Here is a 23,565-nt window from a genome sequence, read left to right as displayed (position 1 = left end):
CCAAGCGCCATTAAACAAACCTAAACACATGAAATACACCATCGATAAAAAAGAGCAGTATGTGGTCTTCACTCCCCTTGAGGAAAAGATCGACTCCCTGCTGGCTCCCAAGTTGAAGTCCGAGCTGCTGACTATCCATGCAGAGGGCTACTCCAACATCGTCCTGGACATGAGCCAAGTCAAATATGTGGACTCCAGCGGACTGAGCGCCCTATTGGTGGGTGACCGGGAGTTTGGCCGCAGCGGAGGCATCTTCGTCATCGCAGGCGTGCAAGACCACGTGATGAAGCTTCTCAAGATCTCCATGCTGGACAAAAAGCTAAACCTGGTGAGCACGCTGGAGGAAGCCGGTGAGGCGATCTTCATGCACGAAATCGAGGGAGGCGAAGACGAAGAGGCGGTTTGATACCCGATTTCGAAGTCACCATCCTAGGAAACACTTCTTCCATTCCCGTACATGGAAGAAACCACACTGCCCAAGTCGTCAGATTTGGGCAGGCGTGTTTATTGATAGACTGTGGGGAAGGCACGCAGATACAGATGCGGAGATTCAAAGTCAGATCCTCCGCCATCTCCCACATCTTCATCTCCCACCTGCACGGGGACCACTACCTGGGCCTGATGGGAATCCTGTCCAGCTACAACCTATCGAAGCGCACCAAGCCGCTGACGATCTTTGGCCCAAAAGGGCTGGACGAGATCATCACCACCCAATTTCGCTGGAGCAACACCAAACTGACCTATCCGCTCACGTTTGTTGAGACCCAAGCGGATGGGCTTCGTCTCCTGCTAGACCATCCCAGATTTACGGTCCACAGCTTCCCCCTCACCCATCGCCTGCCGACTACCGGCTTTTTGATCAGGGAAAAAGAAGGGCTGCGAAGCCTCGTCAAAGAAAAACTCCAAGAAAAAAAGATTCCGCTGGCCGCCATCCAAAGCCTCAGAAAAGGGCAGGAATACACAGATCCCGACGGCAACGTCTATAGGCTGGAGGACTACACCCATCCGCATCCTCCGCTCAGAAGCTATGCCTTTTGCTCCGACACCTGCTACGAGCCCCGACTGGTGCACTACCTGGATCAGCCGACGCTGCTGTACCACGAGTCCACCTTTATGGAATCTGAAGTGGAGCGGGCGGCAGTGACCTTTCATAGCACCGCCCGACAGGCCGCGGAAATCGCCACCTTGATCCAGGCGAAATCCCTTATCTTAGGTCACTTTTCCTCCCGATACGTCGACCTGGAAGCCATGCTTGGAGAAGCTAAGGCTGTTTTTGCGGATGCCGAGCTTAGCGAGGAGGGAAAAACCTACGCAATCCTGCCCCCCAATGGATAAGACCCAGCAAAGCCGAAAGACCAACCTCTTCATCATCCTCAGCGCCATCTTCCTGACCAACGCCATCCTGGCCGAGATCATCGGCGTGAAGATCTTTTCCGCGGAAAAGACCATGGGCATCAATCCTGTCAACTGGACTTTTTTCGGGGAATATGTGCTGGATTTCAACCTCACCGCAGGCGTGGTGATCTGGCCAGTCGTATTCATCACCACCGATATCATCAATGAGTATTTTGGCAAAAAGGGCGTGCGGAAGATCAGCTTTATCACCGCCGGACTGATCGCTTATGTGTTTTTGGTGATCAGCGTGGTGACCGTCCTCGTCCCCGCGGAATTCTGGATCGAAGTCAACGGGCAAACCCCGAGCGGCGAAAGCTTTGACATTGACTACGCCTTCAACACGATTTTTCGCCAAGGCTTGGGCATCATCATCGGTTCGCTGACCGCTTTTTTGCTCGGACAGCTGGTGGATGTCTTTGTCTTCCAAAAGCTCCGTGCTGTCACCGGTCACCGCATGATCTGGCTGAGGGCCACGGGGTCGACGCTCGTGTCCCAATTTATCGACTCCTTCGTGGTGTTGGGGATCGCCTTCTATGTTTTTGGCAACTGGAGCCTGAGCCAAATCGTCGCCGTGGGCATCATCAACTACATCTACAAGTTCACCATCGCCGTCATCCTCACGCCCCTGCTTTATCTGGGACACGGGCTGATCGACCGATACTTGGGCAAAGAACTCTCCGAAGAAATGATGAAGGAGGCAAGTGCCGACAGGTCGTTTCTCTGATTGGCGTATATATGATTTGTGATTTTTGAGGTACGAGCTGAACGATAGAACAGATCTACTTTCAGCATTTTGGACTACAAGCTCCTCTAAAAAAACTTGTTGGCTTTAGTCTTTGTGGCAAATTGCGCCTAAAAAAGGGGTGAGGTCGCAAAACAATTTTTCAATTCTAAAATCTTCCAATTCTTGAACTGAGCTTGTCGAAGTGTCCAATTCTTGACAAACTTCCTACTTCCAAACCTCCCAACTTCCTTACCTTCGCCAAATTTTTTTCGCCCTAATCGGCCGAATTCTATCGAATATTCTAAAAAGATCGAAGCCTATCTTGGATTTCCAAATTATTAATCCTACTTTTGCACCGTCAATTTTGACATAGAAATTTTTCGAGCCGTGAATCCTTACTGTCGCTTGTCTGGGATTTAGGATAACATGGCAAGAAAAGTAAGGAAACATTCATGGAAAACACTGTAAAATTCTCAGACCTGGGGATTTCGGAAGAAATCTTGCGGGCCGTGGAAGAGATGGGCTTTACCACTCCTTCCCCAATCCAAGCACAAGCTATCCCATTTGTCCTCGAAGGACGCGACGTCATCGGCCAGGCTCAGACTGGTACCGGTAAGACCGCAGCTTTTGCCATCCCTATCATCGACCTGGTCGATCCTGACTTCAACAAGCCCCAGGCGATCATCCTCTGCCCTACCCGCGAACTTGCCGTTCAGGTAGAGGGAGAAATCCAAAAACTTGCCAAGCACCACCGCGCCATCAACTCCGTGGCCATCTACGGCGGCGAGTCCATCGACAAGCAGATCCGCATCCTGAAAAAGGGCGTGCAGATCGTGGTGGGTACTCCTGGCCGTGTGCAAGACCACATGAGCAGAGGCACACTGAAGCTGGACAACGTCGGCATCATCGTCCTCGACGAGGCCGATGAGATGCTGGACATGGGCTTCAGAGACGACATCGAGGCGATCCTTCAGGAGATGCCGGAAGAGAGACAGACTGTCTTCTTCTCCGCTACTATGGCCAAGCCTATCATGGACTTGACCAAAAAGTATCAAACTGAGCCAGAAATCATCAAAGTCGCCAAGAAAGAACTGACGGTATCCCGCATCGAGCAGGTGTACTATGAAGTGAAGCCATCCCTGAAGATGGAGCTCATGGCCCGCTTGATGAACATCAACAACTATGCGCTCAGCGTGGTGTTCTGTAACACCAAGCGAATGACCGACGAGGTGACCGAATCTTTGGGTGCCAGAGGCATCTTGGCTGAGGCTCTTCACGGCGACCTTTCCCAGGCACAAAGAGACAAAGTAATGGGCAAATTCCGCAAGGGACTTTGTTCCGTACTGGTCGCTACCGACGTAGCTGCCCGTGGGATCGACGTGGACAATGTAGAGGCGGTATTCAACTACGACATTCCGCTGGACGAAGAATATTACGTACACCGAATCGGCCGTACCGGTCGTGCAGGCAAATCCGGTACTGCGATCACTTTCATCACCGGCCGCAGAGAGTCGATGAAGCTCAGAGATCTTGAGCGCTATACCAAGGCGACCATCGCAAAAATGACTCCTCCATCCGTGGCGGAATTGGTAGAGCTGAAGAAAGCCCAGCTGGTGAAAGACGTCTATCGCGCGCTTTCCAACGAGGAAGACAACCAACACTTCGAAGCTACCATCGGCCAAATGCTGGCTGAAGGACTCAGCATCGAGCAAGTCGCTTTGGGCTTGATCAAAATGAACATGGGCGAGACCCTGAAGGAGCTCAAAGAGCAAGACTTCGGCATCGAAACCTACGGAGATCGCAGAAGAGACGGAGGACGCGACTTTGGCAACAGAGAAGGCGGCAGAGATCGATTCGGACGTGGTGAGCGTGGAGAGCGTGGTGCTGGCAGATTTGGCCGTGGTGATCGCTTCGAAAGAGGCGAAGGACGCGGTGACCGTTTCGAAAGAGGCGGAAGATTCTCCGACAGAGGGGAAAACCGTGGCCCTAGAGAGGAAAGAACCCGCGAGGCCAACATGACCCGCTTGTTCCTGAACCTGGGCAACAGAGACCGCATCCGTCCAAACGACATCGTAGGCGCCATCGCCGGTGAGACTGGAGTACCAGGCAGAAGCATCGGTGGCATCGACATCTTCGACAACTTCTCCTTCGTGGACGTTCCAAACAAGGACGCGGAACATGTGATCCGAGTGATGAAGAACAACACGATCAAAGGGAAAGCCGTAAATATGGAAATTTCAAAAGGTTAATTTGGTTAAAGGTTAATTAGGTTAAAGGCACATTTCTGAAGGAAATGTGCTTTTTTTGTGTCCTGACCGCAGTTTCCTTCCATGCAGCTCTTTTTCCAAGAAACAATCACCCTCCCCCTCACCCATCTGGACGAGGAGGAATCCAAACACCTCGTGAGGGTTCTGCGCAAAAAGCAGGGGGACCCCATCCGCCTCACCAACGGCAAGGGGCAGGTGTTCGAGGGGCTGATTTTCGAAGCCAATCCAAAGAAAGCCGTTCTAAAGATCCTGAGTTCCGAGGATGTGGCGGAGGACGGATTCCACATCCACCTCGCCATCGCTCCTACCAAAAGCCCAGACCGTATGGAATGGATGGTGGAAAAGATCGCCGAAATCGGATTTCATGAATTGACACTGCTGGAAACAACAAACTCCGAGCGCAGCTTTCTGAAGACTGACCGCCTGCTCAAAAAGGTCATTTCTGCCTGCAAGCAAAGTCTGAAGTATAGGATTCCGAGCCTAAGTCCCACCGTGAAACTCGAAGATCTTTTCAAATCGGACGGCTTTGACGATTTCCAAAAGTTCATCGCCTACGTGGATGACACGCATGAAAACCATCTCTTCGATGTGGCTAAGCCTGGCGGAAAGTACCTGATACTGATCGGGCCGGAAGGGGACTTTGACCCCAAAGAAATCCAAGAGGCTTTTGAGAATGGCTTTCTGCCCGTCTCCCTGGGAAAAAGCCGGCTTCGCACGGAGACTGCCGGGCTGGCCGCAGTACAAATGCTGCAGATAATAAACCGCTGAATCGCGCGTTTTTTTCCTGTAGCTTCAAGTATCCCTTGAAGTCACGGAGCATTTTTTTAACTTAGATATTTACCAAAACCCTCCAAGGGTTTGAAACCCTTGGAGGGTTGACATTAACCAATACTGCTGTGCCGTACAAAGAGCGAGAGATAGAGAAGAAATACCATTCCATCGGAGAAGTAGCCGAGATGTTTAAGGTTGCGCCTTCGCTGATTCGGTACTGGGAAGGGGAATTCGACATCATTCGCCCCAAAAAGGACAAAAAAGGCAACCGACGCTACACCAAGGACGACATCCAAAAGATCCGCTATGTGTACCACCTGGTGAAGGAAAAAGGGTACACGCTTCAGGGAGCCCAAGAAGTCATCACTTCGGGCAAAAACCAGGGCTTCGACAAAGTGGCAGCAGTTCAGAAACTTCAGGAAATCAAGGACTTTTTAATCAATCTGAAGAATGAACTCAACGCCCGAAACGGATCCTGACCACCTTCGCTACGCCCTCGCCCTTTCCCAAGCCCCAAAAATAGGCCCCGGAGTCTTCAAGGCTATCGTGGCGTACAGCGGTTCGGCAAGGGCTTTTTTCACCCTCTCAAAAGGGAAGGCCGCCAAAATCCCCCGGGTCGGGGAAAAACTTCTGGAAATCCAAAAACAGGCAGAATCCCTGCTCCGCAAAGCCGACGAGCTGATCGAAACCTGCACAAAGAAAGGCTTTCAAATCCTCGTTTCGACAGATCCTGGATTTCCCCAACGACTAAAATCCCTAGATGACGGTCCAATTCTGCTCTTTGCCCAAGGAAATGGAAATCTGAACTTTGACCGGAGTATAGGAATCGTAGGCACCCGCTCCGCGACCAGCTATGGCAAGACTGTCACGCGGAAAATCGTCGAAGACCTCCTGCCCTATCAGCCGGTGATCGTGTCCGGCCTGGCCTATGGCATAGACATCGAAGCGCATCGGGCTGCCCTGCAGGTCGGTCTGCCTACCGTCGCGGTAATGGGCTCCCCGCTCTCACAGATCTACCCCGCCGCACACAGGAAAACAGCCGAGCAACTCCAAGAAACAGGCCTACTCCTGAGCGAATACGCGCCGGGCAGCACGATGGTACCCGGCAACTTCCCCGCCCGAAACCGCATCATCGCTGGCCTCTCCGATGCGCTGATCGTGGTCGAGGCAGCCGAAAAAGGTGGTGCGCTCATCACCGCTGAGATCGCCTACAGCTACAATCGGGAGGTCTTTGCCGTACCCGGAAACCTTCAGTCGCCCTTTTCTGAAGGGTGCAACCAGCTGATCCGAAAGATGAAAGCCGGCATCTATACCGGTCCAGGCGACGTGGCGGAGGCGCTATTTTGGAACAAACCTGGAGAAGAATCCGCCAAAAAGGCCAAACTCGATCTAAACGGGAGAGAGGAGGATGAAATCTTGATTTTGAAGCTTTTGCAAGAAAAAGGCGAATCGGAAATCGACCAGATTAGCCATCAAACTGAAATCCCCCTAGGAATGCTTTCCTCCAAGCTTCTTTCCTTGGAGTTTGAGGGGATCGTCAAGTCCCTGCCAGGAAAGAAGTTCAAGCTTTTGCTTTAAGCTTACTCTTCAAAAATCTCCTCCAAATCAAGAAAAAAACTAGGCAGGCAGGCTGAAGTGACTTCATCGCCCGGCACAAAAAAACGCGAGGCTTGATATCGCCCTTCGACAAGCGAGTAGATCAGTAGCGTCTGCTCGTTGGGATGGATGACCCAGTACTCCCTGACACCTGCCTCTTCGTACACCTCGTACTTGTTTTTCAGCTCGCGCTTGTTGTTTCCCGGTGAAAGGATCTCCACCACCAGGTCTGGAGCTCCAAGACAACCCGCAGCATCCAGCTTGGCCGGATCACAGACCACACAAATATCCGGCTGCACCACCGTGTCGATGTCTTGGTTCTTTCTTGATTTCACAGGCAGCCTTACGTCGAATGGCGCATGAAAAACCTGGCAGGTTTTTCCTCTGAGAAAATTGTAGAACTTATTGGAGAGATGCATGGAAATCCGCTGGTGATTCAGCGCCGGGGCTGCAATATCCCGCTTGAATATTTTTCCCTTGATCAGCTCAACCATCTCGTCCATCTCCCAGGTGAGATAGTCTGCATACGTGTACAGCCCATATTCAATATCGGGCTCTTTGACATGGTCGTTTTTCTCGGATTTCATACGCAGAATTTACAAAAATCAGAATGAACGTCAATCGCTTAAGAAGTGAAAACAAAACCCGTCAGCTTCATCGCCTCCGCCAATTCCGACTTTTTCAAGCCTAGCTCATAGCCCGCTTTCTCCAAGGTTTCGATCACTGTTTCAGTGGCAAGATTGCCCACCAGCTCGTCTTTCGCCATCGGGCATCCCCCAAAGCCCTTCAAGGCTCCATCAAAGCGCTGGCATCCGCCTTTCACAGCCGCCAGCACTTTCTCCGAAACCCGATCAGGTCTGCTATGCAGGTGCGCGCCAAACTCGATCTGGGGAAACGCTTGCGTTTGGACTGCGAAAAGCTGCGTGATCAGTTCCGGACTGGCCACACCAATCGTATCGGACAGCGATACCGTCTCGATCTCCAGATCGGCCAGCTTCTCAACAAACTCCGCCACCAATTCAGGCGAATACGGATCACCATAGGGATTGCCGAAGCCCATGCTGAGATAAACCACCTGCTTTTTGCCCTTGGTTTCGCAGAGGTTTTGGATGGTCTCGACTGTCTCCAAGGCCTCTTGGATCGAGGCATTGGTGTTGCGCTGCTGAAAAGTCTCCGAGACCGAAAGCGGAAAACCCAGGTAGTCGATCTCAGGAAAGTGCAGCGCATCCTCAGCTCCACGTACGTTGGCAACGATGGCCAAGAGCTTCGATTTGGCATGGTGCAAGTCCAGCAGCTCCAGCACCTCGGCTGTGTCCCGCATCTGGGGGACGGCCTTTGGACTCACAAAGCTCCCAAAGTCCACCGTGTCAAAACCGACCTCCAAGAGCTGGTTGATATAGGCTGCCTTGATCGCCGTGTCAATAAATCCGGGTATGCCCTGCATGGCATCCCGAGGGCATTCGATTAGCTTGATCATAGTCGAAGATAGGGAGATTAAGTCTGGAAAACCGGAACGCTAGCCCAACTTAAACCGGATTGGTAGCCGCACTACGGTCTCTACTGGCACTCCTTCCTCCGTCGCCGGTACCCAACGATAGGGATATTCTTTGAAAATCCTCAATGCTTCTCTTTCCAGAGATTGGTGATTCTCCCCTTCGTTGAACACTTGCGGATCGCAAATCACCCCCTCCTTATCCAATGTAAAAACAACAATAACCATCCCTTCATAGCCAGCCCGTCGCGCATCGACTGGATATTGCAAAGTGGTGCTCAAATATTGGTTCCACCCCAGCATGTCACCCTTCGGGATCGGAGGAGACCGCTCAAATTTAGGAACCTCCACACCCTGCGAGTCATAGTATTTCTCGAAAAACACCTCTCCCTCCCGTTGCATCACCTCACTTCTGAGAGATCCAGTTTCATAGTAGGTCTTCGTTTGACTTTCATCCAGTAGATAGTCTGCCCGTTCCAATGATTTAAGCTTTTTTGATGCGTAAAATTCCCGCTTGTTCATCGCCACCTGATTTCCTACACTGTCAAAAAATACCGTCTTCTCAAAAACCCTCACGGAATCCCTCTGGAACCTGTGGATCAAGACTACGCTGCCTTGCCCCTGCACCAGCTCAAAATATTCAAATTCGGCCTTCTGAGGTTTGCTGATCTCCATGTCGTACTTGTTCAAGTACCTCACAAAATTCTGAGCATGGGACTGGAAAACAATGAAAACTGCCGAGACAGAAAGTAAAAGTGCCCGCATAAGGATTTACAACTAATTTCTTTGACTCCGGCGAAAATATACGTTTTGCCGGGCAAAACAAAGGCCCAATCCCATTTGGAACTGAGCCTTGCAACTATAATACTCCGGTCTTCATCAAAAGACCTCCTTCGCGATCTTATAGGTCGTATCCGCCTTGCTCATGGTGTAGAAGTGCAGGGAAGGCACATTCGCAGCAATCAGCTCCTTGCACTGCGCTACCGACCAGGCAATCCCCACTTCCTTTACCTCGGCGTTGGTCTTGCATTTTTCCAGGTCATCCATCAGTGCGTCAGGCAGATCGAGGAAGAACGTCCTCGGCAGGCTCGTGATTTGTCCCAAAGTCGCAATCGGCTTGATGCCCGGAATGATCGGCACGGTGATGCCGGCAGCACGAACTTTGTCCACATACTCAAAATACTTCTTATTGTCAAAAAACATCTGGGTCACGATATATTCCGCACCCTTATCGACTTTTTCCTTCAGGTACTTCAAGTCAAACTTCATGCTCGGGGCCTCGAAGTGCTTCTCCGGATAGCCGGCCACTCCGATACAGAAATCGGTGTGGTAGCTGTTTTCAGTCTCCTCATGCAGGTAGCGCCCGTTGTTCATCCGCAGAATCTGCTCCACCAGCTCCGTCGCAAAGCTATGTCCCTCCGGCTCCGGAAGGAAGCGTTCCCCCTTTGGAGCGTCTCCGCGCAGCGCCAGCACATTGTCCACACCGATGAAGTTCAGGTCAATGAGCGCATTCTCGGTCTCCTCTCTGGTAAAGCCACCGCAAAGCAGGTGCGGCACGGCATCCACATGGAAGCGGTTCATGATGGCCGCGCAAATCCCCACAGTCCCGGGGCGCTTTTTGGTACTGACCTTTTCGAGCAGTCCGTTGGGATGCTTTTTATAGATAAACTCCTCGCGATGGTAGGTGACATCGACAAAAGGCGGCTTGAACTCCATCAGAGGGGCTATGCCTTCAAGCAGTTCTTTCAGGCTCTGTCCCTTGAGCGGAGGCAATATTTCAAAAGAAAAAAGCGTCGATTTCGCGTTTTTAAGGTGCTCGGTGATTTTCATGAATTAGCTTAAAATAGGTGCTGGAGAATAGGCAAGATTGGGAGAAAGCAGACGCTCAGCCTGCTGCTGGGTGATTCCCTTCCTCTCGGCGTAGCTGGACACTTGGTCCTCCCCGATTTTGCCAAGGCCAAAATACTTGCTTTCGGGATTGGCAAAATAGAAGCCGGAAACCGAGCTGGTCGGGTACATGGCATAGCTGGAGGTCAGCGTGATCCCCGCAGTCTTTTCCATGTCAAGCAGTCGCGCGATGGTTTCCTTTTCGGAGTGCTCCGGGCAAGCCGGATAGCCCGGTGCTGGGCGAATTCCAAGGTATTCCTCGCGGATCAGGGAGTCGTTGTCCAGGCTTTCCTCCGTGGAGTAGCCCCAATAGTTCTTTCGGACTTCCTCGTGCAGGTATTCTGCAGCCGCTTCAGCTAAGCGGTCGGCCAAAGCCTTGAAGAGGATATCGTTGTAGTCATCGCCAGCGGCTTGGAATTCGGCCAGTTTTCGTTCCATGCCGATACCCGCGGTCACCGCAAAGCAGCCGATGTAGTCAGTCCTTTCGGGATGCAGATAGTCGGCCAGTGAGCGGTTGGGCACGCCTTTTCCCTTTTTGCCCTGCTGCCGCAAAAAGTGGAAACTGGCCACACTTTCTCCCTTTTCGTCAAACACGACCGCATCATCGGCTGCCCGCTGCACGGGATAAAGCCCAAAGACCGCATTGGCGGAAAGCCACTTCTCGGCGATCATCTGATCCAGCATCACCTGCGCATCGGCAAAGAGCTTCTTCGCCTCGGTGCCTACAGTTGGGTCTTCGAGGATCTTGGGATACTTGCCGCTCAGCATCCAGGTGCTGAAGAACGGCGTCCAGTCGATGTAGTTTCTCACCACCGAGAGATCCAAATCCTTCAAAACCGTATTTCCAAGCACCTTCGGCTTTACCGGCTCGAAGGCTGTCCAGTCAATCTCCACCGGATTTGCTTTGGCATCGGCATAGCTCACGAGCTGTTTCACAGACTGCTTGGCCTCGTGCTCTTCGCGAAGCTGTCGGTAGGTTTCCTTGATTTGCAGACGATAGGATTCCTTGGTTTCCTCCGAGATCGCCTCTCCAGCGATAGGCACAGACTTGCTCGCGTCGGTCACATGCACGACCGTGCCCGAGTAGACCGGATCGATCTTCACGGCAGTATGGATGCGGGAAGTGGTCGCTCCGCCGATCAGCAGAGGGATTTTCAATCCCTGCCGCTCCATCTCGGAAGCCACGTTGACCATCTCGTCGAGGGATGGCGTGATCAGACCGCTGAGCCCAATGATGTCGACTTTATTTTTGAGCGCTTCGTCAATGATTTTTTGCGAATCCACCATCACACCGAGATCGATGATCTGGTAGCTGTTGCAGGCCAGGACTACGCCTACGATGTTTTTTCCGATATCGTGCACGTCACCTTTGACGGTGGCGAGTAGAATCTTTTTCAGGGACGAGCTTTCCTGCCCCTCTTCCGGAAGTGGCATAAACGGTTCGAGATAGGCCACTGCTTTTTTCATCACCCTGGCAGACTTCACCACTTGGGGAAGGAACATTTTCCCCTCTCCAAAAAGGTCTCCCACCACGTTCATCCCGTCCATCAGAGGTCCTTCGATTACCTTCAGGGGATTGTTCAGCTCCAATCGGGCAGCCTCAGTATCCTCTACGATGTAGTCGAGAATCCCTTTCACCAGGGCATGCTCGATGCGCTTGGCGACCGGCTCGGATCTCCATGCTTCGTTGACGACCTCCTTCTTGCCAGCAGACTTCACCGTCTCCGCGAAGTCCAGCAGGCGCTCCGTGGCGTCTTCCCTTTTGTCAAAAAGTACATCCTCCACGCGCTCCAAGAGATCCTTGGGAATGTCGTCGTAGACCTCCAGCATGGTCGGATTCACAATCCCCATGTCCATGCCGTGGTGAATGGCGTGATAGAGGAAAGCGGCATGCATGGCCTCCCGCACGCGGTCATTGCCGCGGAAAGAGAAGGACACGTTGCTCACCCCACCGCTGACCTTGGCTCCGGGAAGGTTTTCCTTAATCCATTTGGTCCCGAGGAAAAAATCCAGCGCATTCCTGCGGTGCTCCTCCATGCCGGTAGCCACCGGGAAGATATTCGGGTCAAAGATGATGTCTTGGGGATTGAACTTGACCTGATCGACTAGAATGCGGTAGCTGCGCGAGCAGATTTCCACCCGGCGGTCGTAGGTATCGGCCTGTCCGACTTCGTCAAAAGCCATCACGACCACCGCCGCGCCAAATTTCTTCACGGTCTTGGCCTGGTGGATGAATTCGGCCTCGCCGTTTTTCAGGGAAATGGAATTGACGATCCCCTTGCCTTGGATGCATTTCAGTCCGGCGAGGATGATACTCCACTTGGAGCTGTCCACCATGATGGGGATACGCGCGATCTCCGGCTCGGAAGCGATCAGGTTCAGGAACTTCACCATGGCAAATTCCCCGTCGAGCATGCCTTCGTCCATGCAGACGTCCAGCACTTGGGCTCCGCCGCGCACTTGGTCGAGCGCAATCTCCAGCGCCTCGTCGTATTGACCGTTCAGGATCAGCCGGGCAAATTTCCGGGATCCGGTGATGTTGGTCCGCTCACCGATGTTGACAAAGTTGATATTCGGGGTGAAAACCAACGGCTCCAGCCCAGACAGCTTCATGTAGTTTTTAGACATTGCTTTCCTCCTCCTCGGTTACTTCTTCGATTTTTCTTGGCTGAAACTCCGCCGCCAGCTTGGCCAGCGCCTGGATGTGATCCGGCGTGGTGCCGCAGCATCCGCCCAGGATATTCAGCATTCCTTCCCTCAAAAACTCCCGCACCTGATCCGCCATTTCATTGGCTCCCTGATCATAGGCTCCAAACTCGTTTGGCAGGCCCGCGTTCGGGTAGGCGGAGACATAGAAAGGTGCATTTTGTGCCAAAACTTTCAGATATGGGCGAAGCTCTTTGGCTCCCAGAGCACAGTTCAAACCCACCGAAAGCAGCGGAACGTGGGAAACGGAGATCAAAAACGCCTCGGTAGTCTGTCCGGACAGCGTCCTGCCCGAAGCATCGGTGATCGTCCCCGAAATCATAATCGGAATCCCGCCTTCTCTCGGGTCGAGCGGGATCGCTCTTTCCTCAAAGACCTCCTGCACGGCGTACAGCGCAGCTTTCGCATTGAGCGTGTCAAAGATCGTCTCGATCAATAGGATATCGGAGCCTCCATCCAACAGCCCCCTCACCTGTTCGGCATAGGCCTCTGCCAGCTGGTCAAACGTGATCGCACGATAGCCGGGATCATTGACGTCTGGAGAAAGTGACGCAGTCCGGTTGGTCGGGCCGATGGCTCCAGCTACAAAGCGGGGCTTCAGCGGCTCCTTGACGGAAAACTCATCCGCCACCTCTCGGGCAAGCTTTGCGGATTCATAGTTGATGGCGTAGGCCAGGTGGGAAAGTTCGTAATCCGCCTGGGCAATCGTAGTCCCAGAAAAGGTATTGGTCTCGATGATATCGGCACCCGCCAAGAGGTATTCCCGGTGGATCTGCTTGATGATGTCGGGACGGCTCAGGGAGAGCAGGTCGTTGTTGCCCTTGAGGGCTTTGGGGTGGGCAGCCAGGTCAGGCGTGCGAAAGTCCTCCTCGGTCAGTGTATATCGCTGGATCATGGTACCCATGGCTCCATCGAGGATCAAAATCCGATTCTGAAGGGCTTGAAGCAGGGTTTCCGTTCTGTTTTGCATCGCGTTATAGTTAGTTCAAAAAGCCAATCGAGCAAAAACACGGAGGTAAGTACTGGTACTTGTCCGCTCATCTGTTCCCGGCATTTCCGGAATGGGAGTTAGCACCTTGGTTACAGGTTGCTAAGACGTCGTAGGGCCCTTCCCTCAGTCTTTCTCGATAAGCCCCACAAAGGTAACAGCATTTTTGGCAAAATGCTTCGGTTATAATTCAATTCCTCGTTTTTTGTTCCCCGAATAATTCAAAATCGGGAATCAGGGCCGCACTCCCAAGCTTAGTCCCACCACCGGCCCGGAGAGGAAGGGCGCCATGCCCAACTCGCCTAGCCGGTAGTTGCTCAGGGCGAGCTCGTATCCGGCAGAAGCGCCGAGTACCAGGTCAAAAAGGTTTCTGTTGGTCATCGGAATCCCGTATTCGATCAGCAGCTCGGGCTTGGCCATCAGCCCGGAGTTCTTCAGGTAGCCGTCAAAATAGCGCTGTTCAAAAAGCTCGGGGAAGTCCGGTTTCTCGACTTCGCTGAGGGTGTATCGGATATTGCCGTAGCCCAGCCCTCCCATCGCGCCAAGGGAGAAATTTTTGAACTGGAAAAACTTCATCCCGGCATTGGCATAGATACGCAGGCTGTTGAGCGTCTGCTCTTGGCTGTCTGAGGCCATGCCTTTCATGGCTGAGTTAAACACGTCCACCCCATAGAGAAGGCCGTCCGTCTCTCCCAAAATCCTCAAGCCCCAGTTGGCTGGAGCACCTTCCAGAGACTGTAGCCCTTTTTTTGCCAGCTCTCCGTTCAGCGTTTCCGGTTTGCTGAAATGAAACCCCCGATACAGCGAGGCCCCGATAGAGGCGTCTTTGTAGAAAAAATTGCGGTCAGGAAGCGATATTCCCGCTCCAATCCGCACAAATGCCCCCGACTGGGTATTGTCAAAGGAGTAGCCGTTCATTTCCCACTTTCCCTCAAAGGGGCTGAAGGAATAGCCCACCTTGGCCAGTACCTCGACCGCCTCTTTTCTGCCAGGCAGATCAAAATCATAGCTCAGCTGAAAACCGATCTCGGTGAGGAAATCCCCAAAATATTGGGATCCTTTGTGGATGTTGTTTTCCCTAAGGATAAAGCCCTCCTTGGAATCGAGCAGAAAGTCCTCCAGGTTTTGGGTCTGATCAGCGGGAAGCATTTCAAAATTCAGGTATCCCACGCCAAGCGACATGTAGTGGATCAGCTGGAATTTACCCTCTTCCGTCAGCGCATAGCCCACATTCAGCAGCGCTCTGGACGTGCGGTACTTGATGTCAAACTCATCGAAATGACTCGCCTTGCTCTGATGCTGGGAGAGCTCCAACCCCAGCACGAAATCGTTGATTCTAGCCTGATAGCCAAGCCCATAGGAACGATATCGGTTTCGCATCGGAGACAGCCCCCTATCTTCCAGCATCTCGTTAAACTGTCTCAACTTGGCTCCGGAGATGCCCGTGAAGGCGTAAAAAGAAGATCGCTTGTTGACCAGCTCTTGCGCTTCTAGTAAAACCGGTAAGGATATCAGGAAGATAAAAAGGAGTAGCCTTCTGAAAAGAGTCATGTATTCGGGGTTGTGAAGTAGCGGAGCATTTCCGCTGCGACTAGGCAAAATTAATGCTAAACCCCATTTGAATCCCGATCTTTTGGGCTGAGATACTTTAAAATTTTCTCGAAGAGCACTTCCGGGGAAAAAGGCTTTGGCACGAAATCATCCATTCCGCTGACTCGCATCTCCTCCTTCACCTCATTGAGCGAGGCGGCTGTCAAAGCCAAGATGGGGACATGCTGCCGCTCCGGATCGGCGTGCGTGCGGATCGCATGCGCCACCGCAAAGCCATCCAACTCCGGCATTTGCAGATCAAGAAGTACCAGGTCAAAGTCCCCCGCATTGAACTCCTGCAGGGCTTCCTTGCCATCGGACGCGATGACCAAGTGGCCGGTATTCCACTTGCTGAGAAACTTGCGGATCAGTATCTGGTTTACCACGTTGTCTTCGGCCACCAGGATGGAAGCCTGTTCCAAGGAACGCTGGTTGGAAAGCTGAATGGCCTTTTCCGCCTCGATCTTGCGCTGGTCGATGAACTCAAAAGGAAGCGTAAACTCAAAGACACTGCCTCCTCCCCGACGGGCATCCACCTCGATCTCGCCGCCAAACAGCTCCACCAGGCGCTTGACGATCGCCAGCCCCAAGCCGGTGCCGCCATATTTACGGCTCGTGGACGAGGAGGCTTGGGTAAAGGCCTCAAAAATGGTTTTCCGCTTGGCCTCCGGGATTCCTATCCCCGTGTCCTCGAATACAAAACGGATGTCGGTGACATTGTCCTGGGTGAATTCGCGGGAAATCGAGATCCTGACAAATCCCTTTTCTGTAAACTTGATGGCATTCGACACGAGGTTGTTGACGATCTGTCCCATGCGGAGGGAGTCGCCGATCAGCGTCTCGGGGATGGCCTCGTCGATCTCGCAGGATACTCGGAGCGACTTCTCATGGGCTTGGTAGCTGTGCGAATGGACGATTCTGTGGATGATGTTCCTCAGATCAAAAGGCGCCCTTTCCAAGTCCACCTTTCCCGAATCGATCTTGTTGTAGTCCAGGATGTCATTGATGAGACCCATGAGGTTTTCAGCCGAAAACTGGAGCGTCTTGAGGTTTTCGAGCTGGTCGGGCCGAGGATCTTCTTCCACCAAAAGATGGGTAAGGCCGATGACCGCGTTCATCGGCGTACGGATCTCATGGCTCATCACGGACAGGAACTGGGACTTGACCTGAGAGGCCTGCTCTGCCCTTTCCTTGGCCAACAAGAGCTCCCGCTGGGTTTCCTTTAGCTTAGAGATGTCCCGTGCCACGCCGGTGTAGTACCTATGGATACCGTTTTTGTCCTGGATCATCTTTCCGTTGGAGTTGAACACCCGGTACTCTCCGTTGAAGTGCTTCAGCCTGTACTCCAAAAACTGGTTTTGGGCGAGAAAGTCCGAACTCTCCCCCAGCAAGGCCTGAAAAACGTCCAGGTCGTCTGGATGGAGAAAGTCAAAAATGCTTCTGCCGATGACCCATTCCGACTCGTAGCCCAAAAACTGCTTGACGTTTGGAGAAACGTAGTGCAGGATAAAGGCCTCCGTGAGGGAGAAAATGATCTCGGTCGACTCCTCCACGAGTCTTCGGTATTTTTCCTCAGATTGCAGCAGGTCGAGCTTGGCCTGATACTCATCCTGCACGTCCCTGACGATACTAAGCGCATATTTTACCTGATCGTGGATGACGATAGGACGGATGGTTCGATGATACCTGCGGTTCTTCAGCACAAAGTCGGTCTCGACGATCTCCCGGTTTTCGTACACCCTATCGATGATCTCGCTGATCTCACTGTAGGGAGTGAGCTGCAGGTCTTTCAGCTTTTTGCCTTCAAAGTCTTCTCTCGTCAGCCCCCACTTTTCAAAATTGGTGCCCTCGGCCAGGATGTACGTGCGGTCGGAGTCTATCAGGAAGACGTTGGTGTCGGGAATGTTGGCGGCCAATACCCTATACTGCCTATCCCGTTCGTTTTGGATCAGTTCCAGATTTTTCCTATCCGAAATATCCTGGAAAAGTCCCTCGTGCAGGACGATCTTCCCCGATTCGGTCACGACGTCCTGGGCACTGTCCTCGACCCATACGTAGTCTCCCGAAGCAGTCCTGAGCCTGTATTCACCCGAAAAAGCCGGCACACCCTGATCCACTTTGATTTGTTTCGACTTCGAGATGACCATTTTCGCATCTTCTGGATGCAAGAGATCCAGCACCGATTTGCCATCGTTGATGAGATCTGATGCCTCGTAGCCGTAGCGCCTGATGTTTTCCGATATGTAGTGAAATCTGAAATTGTCATTGGGATCCACTCTAAACAGCACCGCAGGACTATTTTCCACGATCAGTTTGGCACCTTTGGCGATCTGCTCTGAGCGGTATTTTTCCTCAAGTCCCCTCAAAATGATGGAGTAGCCGATCTTTTCTGCCCCCTCTGCATGGATAGCCTGAACGGAGATATCAAACGGGGCAAAATCCCTGTCCCTTGTCTTGATCTGCCGCTCTGACTTCCACACCTCCCCCACGGCCAGTCCCGAGGTGATTTGCTCGAGCGACTCCCCCGGCTGCCACTTGACCGATACCAGATCCCGAATGCCCACCTCAAAGTCCCGCTCGCCGCTTCCGAAACACAGTTCTACGGCGGCCTCGTTTTGGTAGATGATTTCCAGCTCAAGATTCGCCACCAAAATAGGGTCGCTCACCTGGGCCAAGATTTGGGACTGCAGCTTCAGGTAGCTGTCCGTGGCTCGCTTGTGGGAAATGTCCGTGCAAAACCCATAGACCTCCAACCCTTGGCTGAGAAATTCCCGCTTGCCCACGATCTCGTAGCTGATGAACTTGACCTTTCCTTCCGCATTCGTGGTGGTGAATTCACCGGAAGTCCTCACCAGCTCACTGATCGACCGTCTGAGATTGCGGATGAAGTCTGGCCGGCAGGGCTTGTCTATCTTGAAGACCAAAAACCAAAAGTCTTGTATAATCGGCTCCGTCCCCAAATCAAACAAGCTGGCCAAGCCCCCAGAAAAATGAAAACGTCGCTTATGGGTGCTCAGCCTCCAGGAGCCTGACTTGGACAGCAGTTCTGTATATGCCAGGAGGTTTTCGTTTCGCTCCAGCCTTTGGGTCATCTGGCTCCCGACGTACGCTCCAGCCAGGACATCCCCAAGCTGGCGAAGGACTTGGATTTCCTTTTCCTCGAAGGGAAAAAACGGAGCCAAGGACTGAAACCTAAGCAGGCCAAGCAGCCGCGTGCCCGACAGCATGGGTACGAGTATTCTCGAATGGGAAAGATCGCGGATCGCATGAGGTCGAGGCAGAGCAGGCTTGATCAGCCTCACCTTCCCCTTTTCCAAATAGGGCTGGTTTTCGAAAACGAGATTCAGCTCTTCCTTGGACAGGACGACGTGCGGCGCCGCTTGCTCCTTCCCCGCAGTCCAGGAAGTCTGTACTTCCAGACGCTCAGACTCCCTGTTGAAAACCAAAAGGTCTGCCTGCCCCGCCTGAAGAAACTCGCCAAACTTGGAGATTGCGGAGAAAAACTCGGCTTCCAGCTGCAGCAGACTACCGTTGATGAGACTGGAGGAAACCTGGATGATCAGGTTTTCGATTTCATAGCGCCGCTGGAGGGACTTTTCGGTATTGATATAGTCCGTGATGTCCCGGGAGCTGAAGATGATGCCTTTGATCTGGGAGTGGTTCAGCAGGTTTTTGGCAAAACTCTCCAGATAGATCCGGTTGCCGTTTGGCAACCTCAGCCAAAAATCAATGGCAACTTCCTCCTGGGAGACCAGCACGTCGGCAAAGTCCCCCTTTACCACCTCTATAATATCCCTGGCTGCAAAATCCCGGTAATTTTTCCCGATGATATCCTCCATGTCGTAGCCAAGCTTCTCGGTCACGGAGTCGCTGATATACTTGTAGTTGCCGTTTTCGTCGAGGATGGCAATGAGATCGTGACTGTTGTCCAGAATGCTCTGCATGAAGCTGAGCTCGTCCGCCAGAGGCCCCACCCGCAGGGGAAAGGCCCCGCCAGCCACTTTCCTCTCCTCCCTCAGCTGAGTACCCTTCGCAATCAGAAAACGGGAAGTGTAGCTGGATGGCAGGTGGATAAATGCCCACTCAAACCTCGCTACGCCTCCATCGGCAAGTACCAGATCCTGGATCACCCGGGACTTAGGGACAGTTCCCTTTTCAAAGAAAAGATCAAGCTCGTCCAAAACCCCAGAGCGGTCGAAAAACAGCCGCCAGTCATCCGAGATCGAGGCGAGCTTTTCCCTAAAAAACCTGTTGAAAAACACAATCTCCTCAGCGTCCATCAAAATCATGGGCTCCTGTACTTCATCCAGAAAATCAGAAATGTCAAACTGCTGGAACTGGCTCATCAATCAAATGAAAGTATCTGGGGAAATAGGGTTTGTTTAGCCCAAATAGCGCTGTTAATATTTAAAAAGAAAAACTTAAAAACAAACAGACAACTTTATCTTTAAGAGATTTTCGATCACATCGCTGGACGGCAGGCCAATTTCTTCTGCCATGAAATCCGTCCAAATCAAACGAACATTCCTTTTAGAAATGCCGTCTGAACCCATAAATTACATTTATTTTCAATCCAATTCCATTAATATGATCATTTCCACCACTCCGTCCCTTCAAGGCTTTCAGATCGACGAATACCTCGGCATCGTATCCGGGGAGACAATTATAGGCGCTAACGTCTTCAAAGATTTTTTCGCAAGCATCACCGATATCGTCGGAGGGAGATCCTCGGCCTACGAGCAGGTGCTCCGCGAGGCCAAAGCCACGGCACTTTCAGAAATGGAAATGCAAGCGCGCCACTTCGGCGCCAATGCGGTCGTGGGCATTGACCTGGACTACGAAACCATCCGCGACGGCATGCTGATGGTCACTGTCAGCGGCACGGCGGTGAAAGTATCGAAGCTCTAAAACACAAAAAAAGGCCTGACTTGCTCAGGCCTTTTTGATTTGCTCCATCACGTTTTTGGTGTCTGTCTTTTTGCAAAAATGCCCGTCCACCACCACCACAGGGGCTGACTTGCACATGTCCATGCACTTGGTCTGAAAAAACTTGCAATGCCCCTTCAGCGTCCCTTCGGTCGCGGCATGCTTTAGCTCCTTGCGGATCTTTTTAGAGCCGGCCTTTTTGCAGTCCGATCCGCTGCACACAAATACCAGATGGCGATTGAATCTCATTACATTCCCGAAACAGCCTGCATCATCAAACCACAAAGATAGCCCCCATAAGTTCCCAACGCATAGCCCAATACCGCGATCAACACGCCCACGGAAGCCAAAGAGGGGTCAAAAGCCGAAGCCACGATAGGTGCGGAAGCCGCCCCTCCGACATTGGCCTGGGAGCCCACCGCCACGTAGAAAAACGGCGCCTTGATCACCCAAGCCACGACAATCATGATCGTGACGTGGAAAAACATCCATAGGATGCCGATCAGGAAAAACACAGGATTGTCCAGCACTGCGCCCAGATCCATCTGCATCCCAATAGTCGCCACCAAAATATACAACAGCACGCTTCCCATCCTCGATGCACCGGCACCTTCCAGCTCCCGGGCCTTGGTAAAGGAAAGCAAAAGCCCCGCCGTGGTCGCGATCACCACAATCCAGAAAAAGGCGGAATTGAGCGAATACTGATTGAGCTGGGGATAGTTGGTCTCAAACCAAGGCGCCAAGAAATCAGCACACAAATGGGCAAAGCCAGTCACCCCAAAGCCGAAACCAAGGATAAGCATGGTGTCGCCCAAATTCGGGATCTTCATGATCCCTTCTCGGTACTTCGCGATCCTATCCCTCAGCTCGTAGATACCAGAGGAATCGGCCTTCAGCAGCTTGTCGATTTTTTCCGGCTTGGCTGCCCAATACAGCAAAAACGCCATCCAAAGGTTTGCCACCAAGACATCCACGGCGATCATCTGACCAAACAAGGTCGGACTCGCCCCGAAGACTTCCAGCATGGCTGTCTGGTTGGCTCCTCCGCCGATCCAGCTGCCCGCTATGGTCGAAAGTCCCCTCCAAATCTCGTCCGGGCCCGTCCCCGCGTAGATTTCCGGATACAGAAAACCAACGGTCAGCAAAGCCAAGGGCCCTCCAAACATGATCCCAACCGTACCGGCCAAAAACATGGTGAGCGCCTTTGGCCCCAGCCTCAAGATGCCCTTGAGGTCAATACTGATGGTAAAAAGCACCAGCGAAGCCGGCAGTAGGTAGCGCGAAGCCACTTTGTAAAGTCCGGAAGACTCACCTGAAATCAAACCCAGCGAGTTGAATACCGCAGGGATGAAATAACAGAGCAAAACCGTGGGAACGTAGGTGTAAAATTTGACCCAAAAAGGGCGCTTGCTGGCAGAAGTGGCAAACACAAATGCCAAAGTCGTCATCAGCAGGCCCAGCACGACGGCATCGTTGCTGATCAAAGGGGTGTTTTCTTCCATGGATTAGTCTCGGGATTCGACTGCAACAATACCAACAAAAGCGCAGACTGACCAATTTTTGTCAGTCCGCGGACTCGAGCACTGCGATCAATTCACTCAGAATCATCGCCGTAGCGCCCCACACGACTTCCCCGTCAATCTCAAAATAAGGCGTATGGAGCGTTCTGTTGGCGCTAATCTCCAAGACGGTCTGCTTTCGGATCGCCGGACTCAGCAGCTCCCTTAGGTCAGTCTTCACGATGCGCGACACCTCGCTGAGATCTGGCACGAAGTCCGGACTCCGCTCCAAAAAACCAACCACCGGACTCACCAAAAAATTGCTCGTGGGAATGTACAGGTCGCTCAGCTTGCCCAATACCTTCACTTCATGCCTGGCTATGCCGACTTCTTCCTCCGCCTCCCGTAGCGCGGTTTGGACGATATTTTCATCTTCCGGCTCCATCTTCCCTCCGGGAAAAGCCATCTGTCCGCTGTGGAAACCGGGATACTCCGGCCTTTTGATCAATGGGAAAAAAGAGCCTTGCCCGTCGGGGTAAAAAAGGATCAACACCCCGCTATTGCGGATATTTTCAGGCAAAACCGGCTCAAACCTCCTTTGGTCCACAGGCCGGGGCGACATCCTGAGATGCGCCTCCTTGCCGGGAAGCGGGGATTTCAGTTTTCTTTCTAGTACGGAAATGAGAAAATCAAACTCCATCGGTGGTCAAATCCACGGATTTCAGCTTTAGGTCCAAGTAGGACTCGTAGCTGTAATCTCTTACGAGCTGGTCTAGCCTAAACTGATACAACTGGTGGCTATCGAGATCGAGGATCCAGGCCATGGGCCTAAATCCCTGCTCTTCCTGCAAAAAGCCCAGCACCAAAAACTTGCTCGCACTCATCCACATCCCCTCTTCAAACATGCCCGAGGGCCCCATGAAAAGCAGCCGCTCCTTCATCCCGTCCGAGCGATACCAAATGACCTCGGAGTCCGGATTGAGAAAGGGATGGTCTAGTCCATCTTGGGCCTCCACCTTATAGGAATAAATGTCCATGGTTCCGTTGCCCTCAGGATGGGGAATCTGATAGGGAAAAAGCGGATCGCCCTCAAGGATGGGATTCTTCTCCGGCATCTCCAGGGGATCGATGGAGTCCAGCGCAAAAAGCTCGAAATTCTGTGAATCGAAGCTCCCTATCTGGGCCGCCCAGTGTTTTTGCCAGCCCGACTTTTGGGCCAAGCCCAAGTCGATTTGCGTTCGCATTTCTTCCACCATTCCCAGATCCGGGCTGATTTCGCTGGTCTCCTCGCTCTTGACTGAATCCGAAGATTCGCAGGCAGATATACCTATCAACACTAAAATCCATACCCGGAAAAGAAAAAGTCGCGATGTACCCATGGGAGAAAATTTGAAAGATGAAGCTAAGAGAAGTGGGGGAAAAATCAAATCTTGCGGGCCTATGGCGATCAAAGATAATTTTATGGTTTTCGCTCCAGGCAGGATTTTATTTAGCCGTTGCATGTCCCTAAAAAACAAAAAAGGCCTGGATATCATCCTGGCCTTTTCCTGCTCTCAAACCTATTAAACCTATTGTAGATATTCAATTCATGAATACAGTCGAAAAGTAGAAAATGTTTTCATTTCCACCAAACAATCGATTGCGAAAAAGTTTCAAAATTTTATTCGGCATGAAACCGAAGCTCCTAAGCCACAGAAAATCAGGCCTTTTTTCAAAAAACTATA

At 52.2% G+C, this 23,565-nt stretch carries 20 protein-coding genes and 1 riboswitch; of the genes, 8 read left to right on the top strand and 12 right to left on the bottom strand.

The genetic code is table 11. The annotated features are described in order from the left end of the window. Nucleotides 1–28: 28 nt before the first annotated feature. From J0A68_RS06095 to dprA, 7 genes are all read left to right on the top strand, one after another. On the top strand, nt 29–406 hold the full coding sequence (locus J0A68_RS06095; RefSeq protein WP_206577304.1) for an STAS domain-containing protein: 378 nt from the start codon (nt 29–31) through the stop codon (nt 404–406). Continuing rightward, a complete protein-coding gene (locus tag J0A68_RS06090) occupies nt 403–1,335 on the top strand; it encodes a ribonuclease Z (protein ID WP_206577303.1) in 933 nt (310 codons plus the stop codon). Before J0A68_RS06095 ends, J0A68_RS06090 begins: the two co-directional genes overlap by 4 nt. Next, entirely contained in the window at nt 1,328–2,119 is a 792-nt protein-coding gene (locus J0A68_RS06085) for a queuosine precursor transporter (protein ID WP_206577302.1), read from the top strand. The genes J0A68_RS06090 and J0A68_RS06085 overlap by 8 nt, the downstream gene beginning before the upstream one ends. A gap of 452 nt (nt 2,120–2,571) precedes the next feature. Next, nucleotides 2,572–4,368, top strand: a complete 1,797-nt coding sequence (locus tag J0A68_RS06080) for a DEAD/DEAH box helicase (RefSeq protein WP_206577301.1) — start codon at nt 2,572–2,574, stop codon at nt 4,366–4,368. Between the two features lie 81 nt (nt 4,369–4,449). Further along, nucleotides 4,450–5,154: a 16S rRNA (uracil(1498)-N(3))-methyltransferase gene (locus tag J0A68_RS06075; RefSeq protein WP_206577300.1), complete on the top strand. Its 705-nt coding sequence runs from the start codon at nt 4,450–4,452 to the stop codon at nt 5,152–5,154. A 128-nt stretch (nt 5,155–5,282) separates the two neighbouring features. Next, entirely contained in the window at nt 5,283–5,636 is a 354-nt protein-coding gene (locus tag J0A68_RS06070; protein WP_206577700.1) for a MerR family transcriptional regulator, read from the top strand. Next, nucleotides 5,608–6,735: a DNA-processing protein DprA gene (gene dprA / locus J0A68_RS06065; RefSeq protein WP_206577299.1), complete on the top strand. Its 1,128-nt coding sequence runs from the start codon at nt 5,608–5,610 to the stop codon at nt 6,733–6,735. Before J0A68_RS06070 ends, dprA begins: the two co-directional genes overlap by 29 nt. A gap of 2 nt (nt 6,736–6,737) precedes the next feature. Here the strand turns inward: dprA and J0A68_RS06060 are convergent, their stop codons facing one another. From J0A68_RS06060 to J0A68_RS06025, 8 genes are all read right to left on the bottom strand, one after another. Continuing rightward, nucleotides 6,738–7,340, bottom strand: a complete 603-nt coding sequence (locus J0A68_RS06060; protein ID WP_206577298.1) for a Uma2 family endonuclease — start codon at nt 7,338–7,340, stop codon at nt 6,738–6,740. Between the two features lie 38 nt (nt 7,341–7,378). Beyond that, entirely contained in the window at nt 7,379–8,230 is an 852-nt protein-coding gene (locus J0A68_RS06055) for a hydroxymethylglutaryl-CoA lyase (RefSeq protein WP_206577297.1), read from the bottom strand. A gap of 39 nt (nt 8,231–8,269) precedes the next feature. Then, nucleotides 8,270–8,935 carry an energy transducer TonB gene (locus J0A68_RS06050; RefSeq protein WP_206577296.1) on the bottom strand — a complete coding sequence of 222 codons (666 nt, stop codon included), beginning with the start codon at nt 8,933–8,935 and terminating at the stop codon, nt 8,270–8,272. 189 nt (nt 8,936–9,124) lie between these two features. After that, nucleotides 9,125–10,075: a methylenetetrahydrofolate reductase [NAD(P)H] gene (gene metF, locus J0A68_RS06045; protein ID WP_206577295.1), complete on the bottom strand. Its 951-nt coding sequence runs from the start codon at nt 10,073–10,075 to the stop codon at nt 9,125–9,127. 3 nt (nt 10,076–10,078) lie between these two features. Further along, entirely contained in the window at nt 10,079–12,760 is a 2,682-nt protein-coding gene (gene metH / locus J0A68_RS06040) for a methionine synthase (RefSeq protein ID WP_206577294.1), read from the bottom strand. Next, on the bottom strand, nt 12,753–13,808 hold the full coding sequence (locus J0A68_RS06035) for a homocysteine S-methyltransferase family protein (protein WP_206577293.1): 1,056 nt from the start codon (nt 13,806–13,808) through the stop codon (nt 12,753–12,755). Before J0A68_RS06035 ends, metH begins: the two co-directional genes overlap by 8 nt. A 64-nt stretch (nt 13,809–13,872) precedes the next feature. Further along, nucleotides 13,873–13,972, bottom strand: a riboswitch (SAM riboswitch). 88 nt (nt 13,973–14,060) lie between these two features. Then, nucleotides 14,061–15,377, bottom strand: coding sequence for a hypothetical protein (locus J0A68_RS06030; protein ID WP_236021374.1), 1,317 nt, complete (start codon nt 15,375–15,377; stop codon nt 14,061–14,063). A gap of 56 nt (nt 15,378–15,433) precedes the next feature. Further along, on the bottom strand, nt 15,434–19,762 hold the full coding sequence (locus J0A68_RS06025; protein ID WP_206577292.1) for a PAS domain S-box protein: 4,329 nt from the start codon (nt 19,760–19,762) through the stop codon (nt 15,434–15,436). A gap of 241 nt (nt 19,763–20,003) precedes the next feature. On the opposite strand from J0A68_RS06025, the gene J0A68_RS06020 reads away from it, so the two are divergent. Further along, nucleotides 20,004–20,324, top strand: a complete 321-nt coding sequence (locus J0A68_RS06020) for a YbjQ family protein (protein ID WP_206577291.1) — start codon at nt 20,004–20,006, stop codon at nt 20,322–20,324. 24 nt (nt 20,325–20,348) lie between these two features. Here the strand turns inward: J0A68_RS06020 and J0A68_RS06015 are convergent, their stop codons facing one another. From J0A68_RS06015 to J0A68_RS06000, 4 genes are all read right to left on the bottom strand, one after another. Next, nucleotides 20,349–20,591, bottom strand: a complete 243-nt coding sequence (locus J0A68_RS06015; protein WP_206577290.1) for a (2Fe-2S) ferredoxin domain-containing protein — start codon at nt 20,589–20,591, stop codon at nt 20,349–20,351. After that, nucleotides 20,591–21,844 carry a DUF819 family protein gene (locus J0A68_RS06010; RefSeq protein ID WP_206577289.1) on the bottom strand — a complete coding sequence of 418 codons (1,254 nt, stop codon included), beginning with the start codon at nt 21,842–21,844 and terminating at the stop codon, nt 20,591–20,593. The genes J0A68_RS06015 and J0A68_RS06010 overlap by 1 nt, the downstream gene beginning before the upstream one ends. 61 nt (nt 21,845–21,905) lie before the next feature. Next, nucleotides 21,906–22,541, bottom strand: a complete 636-nt coding sequence (locus tag J0A68_RS06005; RefSeq protein WP_206577288.1) for an NUDIX hydrolase — start codon at nt 22,539–22,541, stop codon at nt 21,906–21,908. Continuing rightward, nucleotides 22,531–23,220: a bifunctional isocitrate dehydrogenase kinase/phosphatase gene (locus tag J0A68_RS06000; protein ID WP_206577287.1), complete on the bottom strand. Its 690-nt coding sequence runs from the start codon at nt 23,218–23,220 to the stop codon at nt 22,531–22,533. The genes J0A68_RS06005 and J0A68_RS06000 overlap by 11 nt, the downstream gene beginning before the upstream one ends. Between the last annotated feature and the right edge of the window lie 345 nt (nt 23,221–23,565).

The sequence above is a fragment of the Algoriphagus oliviformis genome, assembly GCF_017254915.1.
GTDB lineage: Bacteria > Bacteroidota > Bacteroidia > Cytophagales > Cyclobacteriaceae > Algoriphagus > Algoriphagus oliviformis.
Note: the sequence above shows the minus strand (reverse complement) of the source record. Positions and strands in the feature narration are given on the sequence as shown.